This window comes from uncultured Methanobrevibacter sp. (assembly GCF_947170395.1).
Taxonomy (GTDB): domain Archaea; phylum Methanobacteriota; class Methanobacteria; order Methanobacteriales; family Methanobacteriaceae; genus Methanocatella.
Genome location: NZ_CAMVTE010000005.1, coordinates 70,171 through 88,592, shown reverse-complemented (window position 1 = coordinate 88,592; position 18,422 = coordinate 70,171). Strand labels below are relative to the sequence as shown.

19 protein-coding genes are annotated in these 18,422 nt (G+C 35.7%); 2 read left to right on the top strand and 17 right to left on the bottom strand.

Annotated features, from left to right (window positions below; genetic code table 11):
* Positions 1-64 precede the first annotated feature (64 nt).
* The 12 genes from Q0W04_RS02450 to Q0W04_RS02395 all read right to left on the bottom strand — a co-directional run bounded on the left by Q0W04_RS02450 (position 65) and on the right by Q0W04_RS02395 (position 9,784).
* Positions 65-928 carry a hypothetical protein gene (locus Q0W04_RS02450; protein WP_298499938.1) on the bottom strand — a complete coding sequence of 288 codons (864 nt, stop codon included), beginning with the start codon at positions 926-928 and terminating at the stop codon, positions 65-67.
* 55 nt (positions 929-983) lie between these two features.
* Positions 984-1,718: a proliferating cell nuclear antigen (pcna) gene (pcn, locus tag Q0W04_RS02445; RefSeq protein ID WP_292739053.1), complete on the bottom strand. Its 735-nt coding sequence runs from the start codon at positions 1,716-1,718 to the stop codon at positions 984-986.
* Positions 1,719-1,787: 69 nt separating this feature from the next.
* Positions 1,788-2,561, bottom strand: coding sequence for a tryptophan synthase subunit alpha (trpA, locus tag Q0W04_RS02440; RefSeq protein ID WP_298499934.1), 774 nt, complete (start codon positions 2,559-2,561; stop codon positions 1,788-1,790).
* Entirely contained in the window at positions 2,554-3,738 is a 1,185-nt protein-coding gene (trpB, locus tag Q0W04_RS02435; protein WP_298499931.1) for a tryptophan synthase subunit beta, read from the bottom strand. The genes trpA and trpB overlap by 8 nt, the downstream gene beginning before the upstream one ends.
* Positions 3,735-4,334 (bottom strand): phosphoribosylanthranilate isomerase, encoded by a 600-nt coding sequence (locus Q0W04_RS02430; protein ID WP_298499928.1) that lies wholly within the window; start codon positions 4,332-4,334, stop codon positions 3,735-3,737. Before Q0W04_RS02430 ends, trpB begins: the two co-directional genes overlap by 4 nt.
* Complete coding sequence (gene trpC / locus Q0W04_RS02425) at positions 4,327-5,124, bottom strand: indole-3-glycerol phosphate synthase TrpC (protein ID WP_366938617.1); 798 nt, start codon at positions 5,122-5,124, stop codon at positions 4,327-4,329. Before trpC ends, Q0W04_RS02430 begins: the two co-directional genes overlap by 8 nt.
* On the bottom strand, positions 5,109-6,116 hold the full coding sequence (trpD, locus tag Q0W04_RS02420; RefSeq protein ID WP_298499921.1) for an anthranilate phosphoribosyltransferase: 1,008 nt from the start codon (positions 6,114-6,116) through the stop codon (positions 5,109-5,111). Before trpD ends, trpC begins: the two co-directional genes overlap by 16 nt.
* Positions 6,113-6,697: an aminodeoxychorismate/anthranilate synthase component II gene (locus Q0W04_RS02415; protein ID WP_298499918.1), complete on the bottom strand. Its 585-nt coding sequence runs from the start codon at positions 6,695-6,697 to the stop codon at positions 6,113-6,115. The genes trpD and Q0W04_RS02415 overlap by 4 nt, the downstream gene beginning before the upstream one ends.
* Positions 6,694-8,190, bottom strand: a complete 1,497-nt coding sequence (gene trpE, locus Q0W04_RS02410; protein WP_298499915.1) for an anthranilate synthase component I — start codon at positions 8,188-8,190, stop codon at positions 6,694-6,696. Before trpE ends, Q0W04_RS02415 begins: the two co-directional genes overlap by 4 nt.
* 93 nt (positions 8,191-8,283) lie before the next feature.
* Complete coding sequence (locus tag Q0W04_RS02405; protein ID WP_298499912.1) at positions 8,284-8,682, bottom strand: hypothetical protein; 399 nt, start codon at positions 8,680-8,682, stop codon at positions 8,284-8,286.
* A 36-nt stretch (positions 8,683-8,718) separates the two neighbouring features.
* The gene (locus Q0W04_RS02400; RefSeq protein ID WP_298499909.1) at positions 8,719-9,489 is read right to left on the bottom strand and encodes a CPBP family intramembrane glutamic endopeptidase; all 771 of its coding nucleotides are present in this window, start codon (positions 9,487-9,489) and stop codon (positions 8,719-8,721) included.
* Positions 9,490-9,580: 91 nt separating this feature from the next.
* Complete coding sequence (locus Q0W04_RS02395) at positions 9,581-9,784, bottom strand: helix-turn-helix transcriptional regulator (RefSeq protein WP_298499906.1); 204 nt, start codon at positions 9,782-9,784, stop codon at positions 9,581-9,583.
* Positions 9,785-9,981: 197 nt separating this feature from the next.
* Here Q0W04_RS02395 and purB point away from each other — a divergent pair, with 197 nt between their 5' ends.
* Positions 9,982-11,331: an adenylosuccinate lyase gene (purB, locus tag Q0W04_RS02390; protein WP_298499903.1), complete on the top strand. Its 1,350-nt coding sequence runs from the start codon at positions 9,982-9,984 to the stop codon at positions 11,329-11,331.
* Positions 11,332-11,339: 8 nt separating this feature from the next.
* Positions 11,340-12,191 (top strand): hypothetical protein, encoded by an 852-nt coding sequence (locus tag Q0W04_RS02385; protein WP_298499901.1) that lies wholly within the window; start codon positions 11,340-11,342, stop codon positions 12,189-12,191.
* A gap of 4 nt (positions 12,192-12,195) precedes the next feature.
* On the opposite strand, the gene Q0W04_RS02380 is transcribed toward Q0W04_RS02385, so the two are convergent.
* The 5 genes from Q0W04_RS02380 to truD all read right to left on the bottom strand — a co-directional run bounded on the left by Q0W04_RS02380 (position 12,196) and on the right by truD (position 18,415).
* On the bottom strand, positions 12,196-14,688 hold the full coding sequence (locus Q0W04_RS02380) for a heavy metal translocating P-type ATPase (protein WP_298499898.1): 2,493 nt from the start codon (positions 14,686-14,688) through the stop codon (positions 12,196-12,198).
* A gap of 74 nt (positions 14,689-14,762) precedes the next feature.
* The gene (locus Q0W04_RS02375; protein WP_298499895.1) at positions 14,763-15,560 is read right to left on the bottom strand and encodes a nitroreductase family protein; all 798 of its coding nucleotides are present in this window, start codon (positions 15,558-15,560) and stop codon (positions 14,763-14,765) included.
* Positions 15,535-16,752: an amidohydrolase family protein gene (locus tag Q0W04_RS02370; RefSeq protein WP_298499892.1), complete on the bottom strand. Its 1,218-nt coding sequence runs from the start codon at positions 16,750-16,752 to the stop codon at positions 15,535-15,537. The genes Q0W04_RS02375 and Q0W04_RS02370 overlap by 26 nt, the downstream gene beginning before the upstream one ends.
* A 7-nt stretch (positions 16,753-16,759) precedes the next feature.
* Complete coding sequence (locus Q0W04_RS02365) at positions 16,760-17,149, bottom strand: DUF126 domain-containing protein (protein ID WP_298499889.1); 390 nt, start codon at positions 17,147-17,149, stop codon at positions 16,760-16,762.
* Positions 17,150-17,158: 9 nt separating this feature from the next.
* Positions 17,159-18,415, bottom strand: a complete 1,257-nt coding sequence (truD, locus tag Q0W04_RS02360; RefSeq protein ID WP_298499886.1) for a tRNA pseudouridine(13) synthase TruD — start codon at positions 18,413-18,415, stop codon at positions 17,159-17,161.
* Positions 18,416-18,422 lie beyond the last annotated feature (7 nt).

The window sequence follows — 18,422 nt, the reverse complement described above, 5'->3', positions numbered from 1 at the left end:
AAAATCATCGATGTGCAATTTCAACTGAAAAAATCATAGGATTTCAACGTGGCCGGAAAAACAGTTAAATTTTTACTTGACGGCCTTTTCTATTTTTGAAAAATATTTTCGCATTAACCATCGGCAAAGTCACTAAATCCTGAGGCCTGAAAGGACCGTAAACCTTTTCATCAACACCAACGATAGGCCCAATTTCATCAAACACCAGCATTGTGACCAATTCCGTATCTTTGGCAATTTTTTGAGATTCCAAATCATAAAATTCATCGACTTCATCCAGGGCATTAGGATTATCTTCGATGCTGGTCGGTTTTGGATTTTCCTTTTTAGCCTGACTGATTTTAGAGCTGATGATTTGCTTTTCAATCGGTTCCGGCTTTTCATCAACAATGACTTCGGCTTTTTTAATCTCATCCAGCCTGTTTAAAACTTTATCATCAGTTTTTGGAGTTTCGCTGGAAGAATCCAAAGTGTTGGTTTGCGGTTGACTAGGCTTAACCGCCTTATGTTTTTTATCCTCTTTCTCATCAGCCAATTTTTCCAGGGAAATGTTTCCCCTGTGATTTTTTAATGTCTCAATGAGGGAATAATAAAACCTTTCCTCTTCAGGAGTCAGATTCAGCGGAGTGGTGTCCACCAAATCGAATTGAGGTTTGCCTGTAAAGAGATGATAGGACCTGTGAATATTAACAACAGCAGCTTCGCTTATTTTCTTTTCACGCCTTTCACAAATCTCAGTTGCAATAATCTGAGCCTGTTTAAGCATGCCATGAGCATTTGAAAACGGATCCTGAATAGCTTTTTTTCTCAAGTCATCCAAAAAGGAATGAATATCGTTATAAAAGGTTTCAGGAACACGCGCTAATGTGCCGTTGTTACGTTCTTTCTTTTGAACCTTACGTAACTCTTGATAAAATTCATCATCCACTTAATACCATCTCTAAAAAATTTGTTAAAATAAAAAAAAGTTAAAACAAATGAAATTATTCATCTGTTTCTAATCTAGGAGCAAGCAAGAAACTTAGTTTACCGTCACCGGTTACCATATTAAGGGTTAAACTTAATGGCATGTCGGTACCTAAGCCAATTTCAGCTTCCTCTGAAAATTTATCCGCTTTGAGCATTTCTCTAATTTTATCCAATGAGAATAAAGATTTTGCATGTTCGTTGATGTTTTCTCCGTGGAGATATTTGATGCTTGCATCACCAAATTCACCATCAGCAGATGCAATAAAGTAATCTTCATCAACCTGGAAAGCAATCTTGTCTGAAAAGATATCAATATCGTTGATACAGTCTTTCAAGATAGAGAAACGTACTTTGAATGAAGTTGGATGTTCAATTTGAGGTGGAACAGGGTTATCATATTCCATATCAATCAATCTTATTTTGAAAGTCCTTGTTGCGTCACCTTCAAAAGTAATAATGAAATTTCCTTCATCCACAGACATTAAAACTCTGTCCTGTGATTTTGCACGTTTGAGAACTCTCATAAATTCATCAGTGTCAATGTTAATTTTTTCAGGAACATCACAAATATATTCATCAAATAAACTGGATTTAAGTTCCAAATGTACGAAAGTTATATGACTACGGTCTAAGGCATCTAATCTCATGCCTTCACTATCAGTTTGGATTTGTACTTCATCAACAATGGATGAAATCGCATCAAAACTGGTTTTTAGTATACTAGAATCACTTAATTCTGCTTTAAACATAACTAATCCTCTAATTAATAATGTCTATATATTTATTTTTTATATATAATAAATTTATCTTTTTATTAATTATTTATTGGCTGCCTTTTTCATTGATGAAACATATTCAGATAATGGTTCTTTGGCATTTTCACCATACTGTTCAATTATCTTAACAATTGCACTGCCAACAATGACACCATCAGCAATCTGGCCAATCTGAGTGGCCTGTTCGGGAGTATTTATTCCAAAACCGACTGCCAGAGGCAAATCAGTAACATCACGAATGTCGGCTATTATTGCATTCAAGTCTGTTTTAATCTCTGAACGCATTCCAGTCACGCCTAAAGATGAAACAATATAAATGAAACCTGTTGCATCGCCGGCTATTTTTTGAATTCTTTCTTTTGAAGTTGGAGCGATAAGTGAGATAACATCAACGCCATTTTTCAAAGCAATGTCTTTAATTTCGCCTTTTTCTTCAAAAGGCAAATCAGGAGAGATAATTCCGTCAATTCCCAAATCATTGCATCTTTTGAAGAATTTTTCATAACCGTAAAAGAAAACGGGATTAATATATGTTAAAAATACAATCGGAACATCTGTTTTAGCCCTAACCTTTTCGACAATATCAAACACGTCATCTGTTGTTGTGTTGTGTTTTAGTGCTCTTACATTAGCATCCTGTATAACAACGCCTTCAGCCATAGGATCTGAAAACGGAATGCCTATCTCTATTAAATCACAGCCGGCTTCTTCCATTGCCAGGATATATTCAACAGTTTTTTCACAAGTCGGGTCTCCTGCAGTTAAAAATCCTATGAATGCTTTGCTGTCTTTAAATGCATTAGCTATTTTACTCATTTAACTCAACTCCCCTGTATTGTGCAATTGAGCGAACGTCTTTATCTCCACGTCCTGAAAGACAAATCATGATAATATCATCCTTATCCATTGTTGGAGCTATTTTCATTGCATGTGCAACTGCATGAGCACTTTCAATTGCCGGAATAATGCCTTCCATTCTTGATAAATATTCAAAAGCCTCAACAGCCTCTTCATCATTAATTGGAACATATTCCGCTCTGCCAGTGTCTCTTAAATAAGCATGTTCCGGACCAACACCAGGATAGTCAAGTCCTGCTGAGACGGAATATACCGGAGCGATTTGACCGTAATCCCCCTGGTTAAAAATTGATTTCATTCCATGAAATATTCCTATTTTTCCGTTAGTCAAAGCAGCTGCATTATAAGGAGTGTCTACACCCTTGCCTCCCGCTTCACAGCCGATTAATTTAACATCTTCATCATCAATGAAATTATAAAATGCCCCCATAGCATTACTTCCACCACCGACACATGCAACAACCGCAGTAGGCAGCTTTCCTTCTTTGTCTAAAAATTGCTGGCGAGCTTCAGCACTTATAACTGCTTGAAAATCACGAACAATCATTGGAAATGGATGAGGACCCATAGTGGAACCGATTACATAATTTGTATCATGAACTCTTGCAATCCAATCCCTAAATGCATCATTGACAGCGTCCTTAAGAGTTTTTGTTCCTGATTTAACGGAATGCACCTTAGCTCCAAGCAGTTCCATTCTATATACGTTTAAAGCTTGTCTTTCAGTGTCTATTTCACCCATAAACACTTCACATTCCATATCCAATAGTGCTGCAGCAGTAGCGGTTGCAACTCCATGTTGTCCTGCACCAGTTTCTGCAATTACTCTTGTTTTCCCCATTTTTTTAGCAAGCAATACCTGGCCTAAAACATTGTTAATTTTGTGAGCGCCGGTGTGGTTTAAATCTTCCCGTTTCAAATAGATTTTTGCCCCGCCCAAGTCTTCAGTCATTCTTTTTGCATAATACAATAAGGACGGTCTTCCAGCATATTCCTTTAACAAAGTATTCAATTCATCTACAAAATCAGGATCGTTCATGTAATGATAATACTGCTCTTCAAGATATAACAACTCATTCATTAAAGTTTCAGATATGTATTGGCCACCATATTCCCCATATCTTCCATTATTCAATTTATAACCTCCATAATCTCTTTAATTTTATTTTCATCTTTAAATCCGTCAGTTTCAAGGCTTGAACTTAAATCAATAGCATAAGGTTTAAATTCCTCAATAGCTTTAACAGCATTAGCTGAATTTATTCCACCTGCCAAGAAAAAGTCTTTTTTCAAATCTTTTCTAATCAGACGCCAGTCAAATGTTTTTCCACTGCCTTTACCACTGTCCAATAGCAAATAATCTGCTTGGGAATTATCATATTTTAATAAATCTTCATTTTCCGACATCTCAATTGCATTAATGATTTTTAGCTTATTATTAGTTTTTTCTTTTAAAGCATTAATATACTCCTCATCTTCCGAACCATGAAGCTGTGCAACTTCAATTATTCCATCATTGAACAGTTCCAATATTTCATCTGAAGATGCATCAACAAAAACGCCAACAGGAATAATGTTTTGATTCAGTTTATCCTTTAAATTTGATGCCAGTTCATGAGAAACCTGTCTTTTTGATTGTGCAAATACAAAACCTATATAATCCGGATTATACTTATTAACAATATCAATATCCTCCTGCCGGCGGATTCCGCAGATTTTAATTTTAACCATTTTTCAACTCCGAAATCATCAACTTTTTATCATCACTTTTCATTAAAGTTTCGCCAATTAAAACAGCATCAACATTATTTTCTTTTAATCTCCTTACATCTTGAGGTGTTTTAATGCCACTTTCAGAAATAAATATGACATCGCCACTGACACATCTACGTAGATCAATACTATTTTCAATATTTACACTAAAATCAGTCAGGTCCCTATTGTTAACCCCAATAATTTCAGCTCCAACATTCATTGCAGTCCTAACCTCATCACCGTCATGAGTTTCAACAATTGCTGAAAGACCTAAATCATGAGCCAGATCTAAAAATTTCTTTAGCTCAACTATTGATAAAATGGACACAATCAATAAAACACATGAAGCGCCAAGCAGCTTTGCCTCCCAAATCATATATTCATCAATTATAAAGTCTTTTCTCAAAACAGGAATGCTTATATTTTGAGAAATTTCTTTTAAATAATCATTGGACCCCTTAAAAAAGTAGGGTTCTGTTAAAACGGAAATTGCAGATGCGCCGGCAGATTCATATTCTTTTGCAATAGCCAAATAATCAAAATCTTCAGCAATTAATCCTTTTGAAGGAGAAGCCCTTTTAACTTCAGCGATTATTGAAATTTCATCACCGCTTAAAGCCTGTTTAAAAGGAAACTCTTTTGTAATTTCCAGTTTTTGAACTTCACTTTTGAGCTCTTCGAGAGACTTGTTTTTCTTAGACTCCTCAATTCTCTGTTTTGTTTTCTCAACAATTTCATCCAACATAATAATCATCTGTTTGTACATTCAATAAATCTTTCAAGCTGTTTTAGTGCTTTTCCGGAATCAATAATCTCTTCTGCCATTTCAACGCCTTCCCTTAAAGATTCTACTTTGCCCGCAACATATAAACCTGCAGCGGAATTTAATAGAACCGCATTTCTTTTTGGACCTTTTTCACCATTTAGAATTGATAAAGTGATTCGGGCATTTTCTTTTGCATCGCCACCAACGAGATCATCTTTTGACGCCAATTCCATTCCGAAGTATTCCGGAGATATCTCATAGGTCATGATTTCACCGTCTTTAAGTTCACAAACTGCTGTCTTGTCACTTGCAGAAATCTCATCCATTCCGTCAAGACCGTAAACGGTCACTGCAGATTTAACACCCAAATTTTTTAAAACTTTTGTTAAAGGTTCTACAAGTTCTTTTTCATAAACTCCCAATACTTCCATGCTGGCCCCTGCAGGACTGGTTAGGGGACCTAAAATATTGAAAATTGTTCTTATGGAAAGTTCTTTTCTCACTCCGGCAACATATTTCATGGCTAAATGATAATTTTGAGCAAACAAAAAACACAAGTTAATTTCTTTTAGACATTTTAAGCTTTTTTCCGGTTCAATGTAAATGTTCACACCTAATTCTTCAAGCACATCGGCAGCACCGCATTTACTGGATGCCGATCTGTTTCCATGCTTGGCTACCGGAACTCCGGCTGCGGAAATAACAATTGAAGATGTTGTTGATATATTAAACGTGTTTGAACCGTCGCCTCCAGTTCCGACAATCTCTAAAACATCCTCATCATTCAATAATCTGACACAATGAGCTCTCATAGCTTCAGCGGATGCGGTGATTTCGTCAATTGTTTCACCTTTCATGGACATTGCAGTTAAATATGCGCTCATCTGCACCTCGCTTGCCTCGCCGCTCATAATCTCATCCATAGTCTGGTAAGCTTCATCATATGTTAAATCCTGTTTTTTATACACTTTTAAAATAGCTTCTTTAATCATAAAATCCCCTTATCTACTTTTTCTAAAAAATTACTTATAATTGTTAAACCGTCAGGAGTCAATATTGATTCCGGATGGAACTGAAGTCCATATACATTAAATTCCTTATGTTTTACTGCCATGATTTCACCGTCGTCTTTGGCTTTAGAGATGACCTGCAAACAATCAGGAACCGTATCTTCAACCAGACTCAATGAATGATATCTTCCAACATTGATTTCACTTGGAAGACCCTTAAACAGATAATCATAATCCAGGGAAATATCGGATGATTTGCCGTGCATCAACCTTTTTGCATGTGAAATATTTCCTCCAAAAGCTTCACAAATTGCCTGATGGCCCAAACAAACTCCCAAAATTGGAATCTTATCATGAAATTCCATGACAATGTCTTCACATATTCCGGCATTTTCAGGTTTTCCCGGCCCTGGAGACAATATAATGGCATCCGGATTTAAATCATAAATCTCATCAATCGTTATTTTATCATTTCTGAAAACTGAAATATCGCTTTCAACCTCACCAATCAGCTGAAATAGATTATATGAAAAACTGTCATAATTGTCAATTAAAAGAATCATTCTATTCCCCCATCTGCAATTTTTAGTGCGTTAATTACAGCTGCCGCCTTATTCAAGCATTCATCAAACTCTTTATCCGGAACGCTATCTGCAACAATGCCTGCACCGGAACGTATGAAAACCTTATTATTTCTTGCAAAAGCTATTCTAATTGAAATGCAGGTATCAATATTCCCGCTTAAGTCAACATAACCGATTGCCCCGCCATAAATTCCACGTTTGTTATCTTCCAGTTCATTAATGATTTCGCAAGCCCTTATTTTTGGAGCACCGGATAATGTTCCGGCGGGAAGAATGGAATCAATAGCTACAAGTGAGTCCAAATCACTTCTTAAAATTCCGCTAACAGTGGAACCTATATGCATCACATGAGAAAATCTCTCGACAGACAAATATTTATCTACATGAACAGAACCTATCTCAGAGATTCTGCCGATGTCATTGCGTCCCAAATCAACCAGCATGTTATGTTCGGCCAATTCCTTTTCATCGGCCAATAATTCTTTTTCCAGCTCTAAATCTTCATTTTCTGTTTTTCCGCGAGGTCTTGTTCCTGCAAGGGGAAATGTGTACAGTTTTTTATCTGTCAGTTTAACCAGGGTTTCTGGAGAAGCTCCTGCTATTTCAATATCATTGCTTGAGAAATAAAACATGTATGGAGAGGGATTGGTGGTTCTTAAAACCCTATACGTATCGAATAAGCTTCCGGAGATGTCTGCTTCAATTCTGTTAGACAGTACAACCTGGAAAATATCCCCTTCTTTAATGTAATGTTTCGCTTTTAAAACCATATCACAATATTTTTCACGTGAAAATACGGGTTTAAAATCTGATTTTAATTTTAATGGTTCTATATCAGCTTTTTTACCATTTTTTATTAAGTCTGCAATGTCTTTTAATTCTTTACAGGCTTTCTGATAATTTGCATCCAAATCATCGGTTTTTATATTGGCAATTAAAATTATTTTTTGCTTGAAGTTATCAAAAGCAACAACCTTATCGAACAGCATCAAATCAATGTCTTTAAACTGATCCTGATTTTCAGCGTCCAATTTTAGTGAAGGTTCGGCATATTTTATATAATCATAAGCAAAATAACCTACAAAACCACCAGTAAATGGAGGCAAATAATCTAGTTTTGGAGATTTGTTCTTTTTAACCAAATCTTTGATGATTTCACTGGGATTGTCTGTTTCGATAACCACTTCATTATCGTTTAATTTTTCAAAGTTTTCATCACCCCTAATGCGGACAACACCGTTTTGACAGGTAAATTCCAATAGCGGATTGAAACCCAAAAAGCTGTATCTTCCCCATTTTTCAGCATCTTCAATACTTTCCAGCATATAACAATGGTTACTGATTCCTTTTAAAACTCTTAAAACCTCTACAGGAGTAGCGATATCTGAAAATAATTCATAAGATACCGGTATTCGTTTATACTCCTTATTTTTTGAAATGTTTTTTACTTCTTCTAAACTTGGGGAAAACATATAATCACTTAATTTAATTATTAGAATAATGTACTATTTAAAACCTTGTTGTAACTTTTTGTACATTGTAAAATTTTTCAAAAAAATATATTGTTACATTTTGTCCTGTTCCTGACTAAACTGAATAACAATCTTTTTAACTTCACGGCTTTCCAGATAAGGAAGTTTTTCAGAAATTTCCTTTTCCAAATTCTTATTTAACTCCAGTCTTTTTTTGGTATACTCTTCACCCTCAAACTGACTTCTATACTGTTTATTTAAATTGGAATATTTGGTAATTAAAGGCTGAAGGATAGAGCCAATATCCTTGTCGAGCTGGTCGTTGATGATTTTTCTTTTGCGGATATCACTAACATAACCGACAACTGTTACAAAGAATCCCAAAACAGTTACTGTCAATGCAGGAACGAAAACCTTTTCATTGCCAAGATATACAATTGTAACAACAATCCCTATGAAAATGAGAGCTATACCAATTTTTTTTAAATCCATATTCAAACTCCTTTTAAGAATATCTTTATCTTATTATTATTTAATTTTATTCAATTCATTTAAGATTGAAGTAAACAGAAGAATTGCAGAAACAATCGCCAAAATGCTTACAATTCCTATTACCCAACCGTTAGTGAACAGAAGTTCATTGACATCAGCAGACCTGATTATTTCCGCAAACAGATTGTTTAAAAAATGTGCCAGGATGGGAACACATATATTATCCGTTTTAAGGTACAGTATTGCCATGCAAACCGCAAAGACAAATGCAGAAATAAGGCTTCCAAAATTATGAAGCGATCCGAAGAGAAGTGAAGTAATCACTATTGCAAAAACTGTTGGGACAAAAAGCTTGAGCCTATTTAAAAATACTCCTCTAAAAATAAATTCCTCAGAAATAGGAGAAATGACAACTGTTGAAATAAAGCTTCCGGCAATCGGGAAATAGCCGACCAATGACATTGAAGGTATAGAAAAATTTACTAAAAAATCCAAAAAGGGAAACTGGATAATGATTCCGTTTGCCAAATACAGCATCCCATAGGAAAAGAAAATATTTAAAAATACAATCAGAAGAACATAGCGCAATTGACTTTTGGAAAATGCATCTCTCACATCCTGCTTAAAGCCATTGAAATAATCCTTAAGCATGAAAATGAAATAAAATATCACTATAACATAAACCCATGAAAAACTAATTGGGCCGCTAAACTGAGACAACAGAAATATGCCCAGATAAGCAACTATTATTATAATCGCAAGATTTTTGATTTTAATATTTTTCAAAGCATCGTTAAAGGAAGACATATTATCAAAATAAGAACTAAATGTAAAAGATAAATTACATGGCACAATGGCATATAGATTGAAACAAATCACTAACAAAATTTTAGTTCAATTATTCGTTTTCATTTAACACGAAAACATCTTCTATAGCATTTTGACCCAAAATATTAGTAATTTTATAGGCTAATAATAAGGAAGGGTTATAGCGAGCGTTTTCTAAAGCATTTATTGTTTGACGAGTTACACCTACCGCTTCGGCCAACTCCTGTTGAGTCATGCCTTTTTCCTGGCGAAACTGCCGTATTTTTGTTTCCATATTCTCACCTATCATATAATCTTCAGATTATACAGGTTGTATTAATGTTTTTAGATAAAGTAATATAAATGTTTTGAATTATATAAAATATAATAGACAGAATGTTGAAATATATAATATAGTTTAATGAATTGAACCTCTCCAGCTTAGAAGTTGGAGAATTCTTGCACAAAAATGTTAAAATGAGATGATAAAAAATGGCTATACATCCTATTGAATTTAGGTACGGTACCCCAGAAATGAAAAGAATATGGGAAGAAGAAAATAAACTGCAAAGAATGTTAGATGTGGAATCCGCATTGGCTCAGGCTGAAGGAAAACTAGGAATAATTCCTCAAGAAGTTGCTGATGAAATTGCCGCTAAAGCTACAACAGAATATGTAAAATTAGAAAGAGTTAAAGCTATTGAAGCTGAAACTAATCACGACATTGCTGCACTTTCCAAAGGAATTACAGAAGTATGTGAAAATGGTGCCGGAGAATATGTCCACTTCGGAGCTACATCCAATGATATCGTAGACAGTTCAAATTCATTGCTTATCCGTGACTCTATCGAAGTTTTAAAAGAAAAACTAGAAAGATTAACCAAAATAATGCTTAAATTAACTGAAGAAAATAAGATGAAAGTGTGCATCGGACGTACACACGGACAGCATGCACTTCCAACAACCTACGGAATGAAATTCGGTATTTGGGCTGATGAACTTCACAGACAATATGAAAGACTGGAACATGCCAAAGGAAATGTTTGTATTGGTATGATGGACGGAGCTGTCGGAACAACCGCAGCTTTAGGAGAACAAGGCTGGGAAATCCATAAAACCGTTGCTGAAATCTTAGGTCTTCCTGCCGCCACAATTACAAACCAGGTCGTTCAAAGAGACAACCATGTAGAGTTTATTTGTGTGCTCGCAAATATAGCAAGTACTCTTGATAAAATCGGATTGGAAATCAGAAGCCTTCAAAGAACTGAACTTATGGAAGTTGGAGAATATTTCGATCCTGAAAAACAGGTTGGAAGCAGTACAATGCCACATAAAATGAATCCAATTACTGCTGAAAGGATTTGTGGTGTTGCAAGAATCATTAAATCATATGTCAATGCAGCATTAGACAACAACCCTCTCTGGCATGAAAGAGACCTGACCAACTCCTCATGTGAAAGAATCATGTTCCCTGAAAGCTGTATCCTAACCGATTACATCTTAAACTTGACAATTAAACTAATGAATAACTTAATATTCTATGATGAAAACATTGAAAGAAACCTAAACCTGACTAACGGTTTGATTATGGCAGAAAGATTAATGGCTGAACTTACACGTGCAGGAATGGGAAAACAAACCGCATACGGTATTGTAAGAAAAAATGCAATTAAAGCCAATAAGGAAAAACTACTGTTGGGCGAACTGATTTTAGAAGACGAAGAGGTTCAAAAATATCTCACCGAAGAGGACGTTGAAAAGATAATGGACCCTCACACCTATGTCGGATCCATTTCAATAATCATAGACGAATTGCTTGAAAAATCCAAAGACTGGTTCTAGGTGCTACAATGACTAGTGTTAAAGAATTAAAATCCGTTGATTTAGCTTCATTTACAATTGTTGCAACAGCAATTGCAGTGTTGTTTTCAATTATCTCTTCAATAGTCATAGTACTTGCAATTGGAATTGCAAATCCCAGTGCAATCGGAGTGTCTCTGTATCTCATCTCAACAATAGTGGTGGGAACATTCATGTACACAATCTATACTGCATTCTGTAAGGGATTTTTATTCAATGGATTATCCAAAAAACTGAAAAACATTAAACTAACATTTAAAGATGAAAAAGAGTTAAGTCAAATTTCACCTACCGAAACAGCAATGTTTACAGCAATGATACTGACAATACAAGTTATATTAATCTATTTAGCGTCAGTATTGATTCTGCCATTGTTAATCAGTACAATAATGCAGACACTGATGTTTTCAGGCCAAGAAGCAATAGCCTATGGACTTTATCAAATCATTATGCTTTTAAGCCAACCTACAACAATAGCCATAATAATCTTCGGTACATTCATTATTTCATTCGTATTTGTATTGCTTGGCAGCTACATCTACAATATTTTTGCAGATACCGGAAGAGGTGCTGTATTTAACTTATCCAAAAAAGACAATATGACTGCAATTGATTCAGTTGATGTATTGAAATTAGCCATTGCATTTGCTGTAGTTGGCGGTGTTTTAAACCTGATTCTTGCAATAATCTCATTGATTAGTGGTGGAAACATCACAACAGCACTTGTAAATGTTGTTGGAGGATTCGTTAGCGCATTCGTCAATGGTGCCCTAATAGCAATTTTCTACAATTTCCTTGCACCAAAATTAGGTAAAATAAAATTAGAATTAATTGATCAATAATCAATTAATTCCTACTTTCTCTTTTTATTTCAGGAACATATCTTTTAAGCATTAAAGACAATGTAATGACTGTTACGGAACTCATTGCCATTGCAAGGCCAGCCAAAGCAGGTTCAAAAGTGATGCCGAATGTCGGATATAAGACACCTGCCGCTACCGGAATTAAAATTGAATTGTATGCAAATGCCCAGAATATATTTTCCTTGATTCTTCTCATTACCTTTTTAGAAAACTGTACTGCAGCAACCACATTTTCCAAATCACCTTCCATAACAACAATATCACCACTTTCCATAGCAATATCCGTACCGTTACCCATAGCCACACCGATATCTGCCTGAGTCAATGCAGGAGCATCATTGATTCCGTCTCCCACAAACAATACCTTTTTGGTGTGGTTTGCCTGAGTTTCCTTAACAATGCTTAATTTGTTTTCAGGTAGCACTCCAGCACGCACATTGTCGATTCCGACTTCACGGGCAACATTTAGTGCAGTGGATTCGTTGTCTCCTGTGAGCATATATGTTTCAACACCCATCTTATGCAGTTCATCGATTGTCCTTTTGGAATTTGACTTGATTTTATCAGATAAACTTAAAATACCTTTTATTGAATTATCTTGAGCTAAAAAGATAATTGTTTTGCTTAAACTTTCAAGTTCATGATATTTATCCACCACTTCGGATGGAATGTCAATATCATTTGCCTGCATTAACGCCAAATTGCCTGCAAAGACTTCACTACCATTCAGTTCTGCCTTAAGACCTTTACCTGTGACATTTTCAAAAGTGCTGGTTGAGTCAAATTCCACATTCATTTCTTTTGCCTTATTTACAATAGCTTTTGCAATAGGATGGTTAGAATTTTGTTCAATGCTGGCTGCTAGCTGAATTAATTCATTTTCTGATATTCCATAAGTTATTATATCATCAACTTCAGGTTTTCCTTCTGTTATTGTTCCTGTTTTATCAAAAGCGGCAACATCAATTTGTCCGGCATTTTCTAAAGTATCACCGTTTTTAATCAAAATACCGAACTCGGCTGCCCTTCCGACACCTACAGTAACTGCTGTTGGAGTAGCAAGACCCAATGCACATGGACATGCAACTACCAAAATTGAAATCAGACATGTTAATGAGAACAGCAGTGAGGCTCCAAGTACAAGATACCATATTAAAAATACCGCAATGGCTATAGTTAAAATTACCGGAATGAAGTAAGTGACAATTGTATTTGCGAATTTTTGAACTGGAGGTCTTGAGGATTGTGCTTTTTCAACTAAACGAATAATATTGGATAATACTGTTTCCTTTCCGATTTTTTGTGCTTTAATATATAATACTCCATCCTGATTTATTGTTCCTGCAAATACTTCCTCACCGTCTTTTTTGACTTTAGGTATTGGTTCACCATTAATCATAGATTCATCAACATAAGACTCACCGCCGACAACATCTCCGTCGACCGGGATCTTATCACCAGGTTTTACCAATAATAAATCATCAATTACAATATCTGCAATAGATACTTCTTTTTGAGAGACGATTTCACCATTTTCATCAAGTTCAATGGCTGTTGCAACAGTAGGCTGAAGGCCTATCAATTCCCTTATTGAATCTGATGTTCTTTTTTTGGCTCTTGCTTCCAGGTATCTTCCAATCATTAAAAATGAAGGAAGCATTACGGCAGAGTCGTAAAACATAAAAGAGTGGTCTAAAACAATATGGAAAGTACCCAGGATACTTGAAACGTATGCCACCATAATACCCATGGAGTACATCACGTCCATATTCAGGTTTTTGTGCATTAATCCGTTTGCTCCTGCTTTTAAAATAGGCAATGAAACATATAAAAATGGAGCAATGCTTACAAGTAAAGACAGCAATCCCATTGAAGATATATTCAAACCGGTTGCCTTATTAATGGATTCAGTTACCCCCATTAAAGGGTCCCATCCGCTGAACATCAATACCATTAGAATTGCTGAAAAAATTAAACCTACAATGATTCTGTTACGTTTTTCAGCCAGATCCTTTTGATAAATAGCTTCCTCATCAATTTCTGTTTGACCTTCAACTCCTAAAAGTTCAAAGCCCAACGATTCGATTACCTTTTCGATTTCATCCAAATCCACTTTAGATGAATCATACTTTATCTTTGCTGATTGGGATGTCAGATCCGCTTTAACATCAAAAATACCATCCAGCCTAATTAAAAAATTCTCAACATTCATAGTGCATGAAGCACAATGCATTCCCTGAATTCTTAAAGTCATCTCATCTGAATGAAGTTCAAAACCTAAGTTTTTAACTAATTTATCCATTTCATCATATGAAACTTTTTTAGGGTTAACAGTAATGTGAAGCTTGTTTGAAGCCAAATCCGCATCAACATCTTCTACACCTTCAACCTTCTCAAATGTTTTATTAACACTTAAAACACAGGAAGCACAATGCATACCTTCAATTGGAACATCCATGTGTTTTGGTTTCGCCATGACAATCCTCCTATTAAAATTATAACAATAGTTTTGTATTATTTGTATAATAAATTTTAGGCATTGCTAAAAAGTCATTTATATATTACATTAATTTCTTTGTGAGGAATTGTCCTTCTAAATCTTACTTTAGGATAGCCGATTATAAAAGAGGAATACATGTGTTTAGAAGAATCAATTTCCGGGAAAAACTCCATTAACCTGTCATGGTCAATTTCATCAGCTTTTAAAATAAACAGTGAATAAAATCCTCCTAACCCTAAAGAATATGCTAGCAGTTCAATGCGAGTATTTGCAATAACCGCACTTGTCTTATCGTTTGAAAATGTTAAAATAAGTTGTTTTCCACCCCATAACAAAGGATGGAACTCTTTTGTTGAAGGGTCCTTTAAATAATCGCCAAACTCTTTAATTCTGAAAAATTCATCTTCCTGAACTTTGATGATATCATAGACAAGTTCCATGAATTCATCTAACTTCTCATCCAAAACTACAAATTCAACATCCTGAGAGTTTTGTGCTGATGGTGAATAATATGCTCCCTCAAACAATTTATCGAAAGTTTCTTTATCAACCTTTTTGTTTTTAAACCAACGTACAGATCTTCTTTGCTTTAATAATTGTAGCAAATCATCATAATCCACAGGGATTTCGCGGGAGTTATATTCAGAAATCCTGTCTTCATGACCTTCAAAGGATTTCAATGTTATTGCACCTGCTTTACACACCGCCATGCAATGTCCGCATTCAAAACAGTTACTTTCCGTTTCGACTGCAAAATCTTCAACTATGATATTATCGCGAATACAGACCTGCTGGCAAAGTTTGCAGGCAGTGCACAACTCTTCATCGATGCTTAACTTCAACACCATCTTGTAAAACCCTCAAAATATTATCATTATCGCTTAAAACTGAAACATCATCCAAAGGATTGGAATTTACTAAAATCAAATCCGCAACATAGTTTTCCTTAACCAATCCCAAGTTGTCCTGACCTAAAAATTCAGCTGCTTTAACTGTTCCGCTGGCAATAGCTTCATCCGGAGACATTCCAATATCAACCAAATGAATTAACTCCTCCAAATTATGACCATGAGGAATTACACCACTGTCTGTTCCCATCAATATGTTTACTCCTTCCTCATAAGCAACGGCAATGTTTTCTTTATGAACTTTAACAATCTCCTTTAATTTTTCTGTTTTTTCATCTGCATAACTGTCCCATGCAGGAAAACCGTTTTCATATAAAAACTGATGAACTAACAGTGTTGGAATCAAATTTACATCTTTTTCAGCCATTTTTTGAGCGGTTTTTCTGTCAATGAATGTTCCATGCTCAATTGATGAAAAACCTGCATTGATACAATTATTCATACCTTTTAAGCTATGACAATGTGCTGAAACACCCATGTTATTTGCAGCAGCCTCTTTAACTATGGCTTTAAGTTCCTTTTTATTGAATTGTGCAAATTCAGGTGATGTGTTTGTTGTTAAAACTCCTCCACTGCACATGACCTTTATAAAATCAGCACCTGCTCTTTTGACTTCACGTGTCTTTTTTATGACCTCTTCAACACCGTCACACCTGCCTTTTGGAAAACCCGGATAGATTATCTCCATGTCAAATCCGGAAGGCAACAACAAATCAAAATGACCGCCCGTCATCACCAAAGGAGTGATTGACAAATGAACTTTCGGAGCAGAGAATAATCTTCTCTCTTGAGCAAGTTTGAAACTCAAATCAGCAGAACCACAATCCCTAATTGATGTAATGCCAGCGTTTAAAGTTTGCAAGGAGTGAGGAACTGCATTGTAAAAATGAATTCCCAACGGGTTTGCCATGTTTTCCTCTTTGTGAAATCCCTTTGCAAAAATATGGCAATGACAGTCAATAAAGCCAGAAAGCAAATAATTATCCTCACCGTCAATGACATCAGCATCTTTAACCTTAATCTTTGAAGATGAAATTTCCTTAATCAAATTATCTTCAATCAAAACGTTCTGAGAGGATTCGATTTCCTCAAAAGGATTTACAACATTTACATTTTCAATTAGAGTTTGCATAATATCCCTATAATATTTCTATTGTTCCGTTGTCCCCGTCAACTTCCACCAGAGTTCCATTAGTCAAATCCTTAATTTCATTTGGAGAGTCGACCATAGGAATATCGGACATTATTGCACCGGTAGCTATAATCGGTTCTGCATTAAGACAGATAATAGCTTTTGGAGCAGTATTGTTTTTCATCATCTGAAAAATAACATAAGACCCTACTGTAGAACCTTTTCCTCCAGGGATGAAGAGAACTTTATCCTTAATGATTTCTCCTTTAAGTTCATGATTTGGATCAATTACCTGTCCGTTTTCAGGATTAACTCCACCCAAAAAGCTTATAGGTTCTGATGAAACAATCAATTCCCCTTTTCCTTTTCCTTTTGCAATACTTCTACATTCAATCATTCAATCACCTTAAATAACATCCTTTTTCATGATTTCTCTTAAAACTGCTGTAGCATAAGAGCCTTTATTTATTGAAAATTCACATAATACCCCATCATCCTGTGGAGTCGCCTTTGCATCCCACACCTGAAAACGCATGGCTCTTCTAAGCCCATGACTTCCCAAACGTGGCATTTTAGGAACTTCAAAGTCCTGTTTTGTAAGATTATAATTGGTTAAAATATTTTCTTCCATCTCCCCAACCTTTCCACCGGCAAACGGCACCTTTGTACCATACAACGGACAGGTGGGATCTGCCTCAAATCCTTTAATCAATTCATCGTATTCCTCAGGAGTCTTATCACGAACAATATTTTCTTCTCGGTCAATGATAATATCTCCTTCAATATATTTATCGATGCCCATAGCCACACGATTGCTTACGGCTTCATTGAACAAGTAAGATTGATAAGCATGGACAAACATTCTCTGAAGAGGTTTTGGAAGTGCGTGAAGCGCATTCATATAGGACTGGTCTGTCAGTTCGCCTTTTTTGGAGTCCCGGATTAACTCCTTAATCATCATCTTTTCATAACGCATACCCTTGCCCATCAGGTTAAGGGACTCTTCCAGATTACCGTCATCATAAGCCTGCCTTGCCTTTTTATTGTCTTCACCCTCATCTTCTGTCGGATTTCCGATATATCTTCCGACAGCCTTTTTGAGGTCATTTTCAACCAATGCCTCACCTACCAAATGGGTGATTGTTCTTGGCTTTCCAAATCTCTGCCATCCGAAATAATTGGGAACGCCGGTCATTTCAAGTTGTCCTAAAACCTCATTTGCAATCTCTGCACTCTTTTCAACATCATCCAAATCCCTAATGAGAATTTTGAATTTGTTTCCTTTAAGCTGACCCATTCTGAGTTTTTTACGGCCACGGACAACCTTTAAAAAATCAGTCTTGTAAATATCAAGGTTTTCCACTTGCCTGAACTGCTCTTCGGAATCCATGTTGGCTATACAAATCCATTGACGGGTAATTGCCTTTTTATCCTTCATTCCAGCAAAGCCCATTCTTTTTCTTGAAATATGCAAATCACGGGCAATGTCTAGAACAACATCCAAGGTGGTTCTTCCAAGCTTTTCAATCCAGACATAGACATTCGGGCCTTCGCCTTCAGGAGTTATTTCTGGAATTTCTTCAACGTAAAAATCTTCATATTGGTTTCTGATTGTTCCACCAATACCTTTTTGAGATGTAACATAAGTATTAGCATTTAACATGATAATC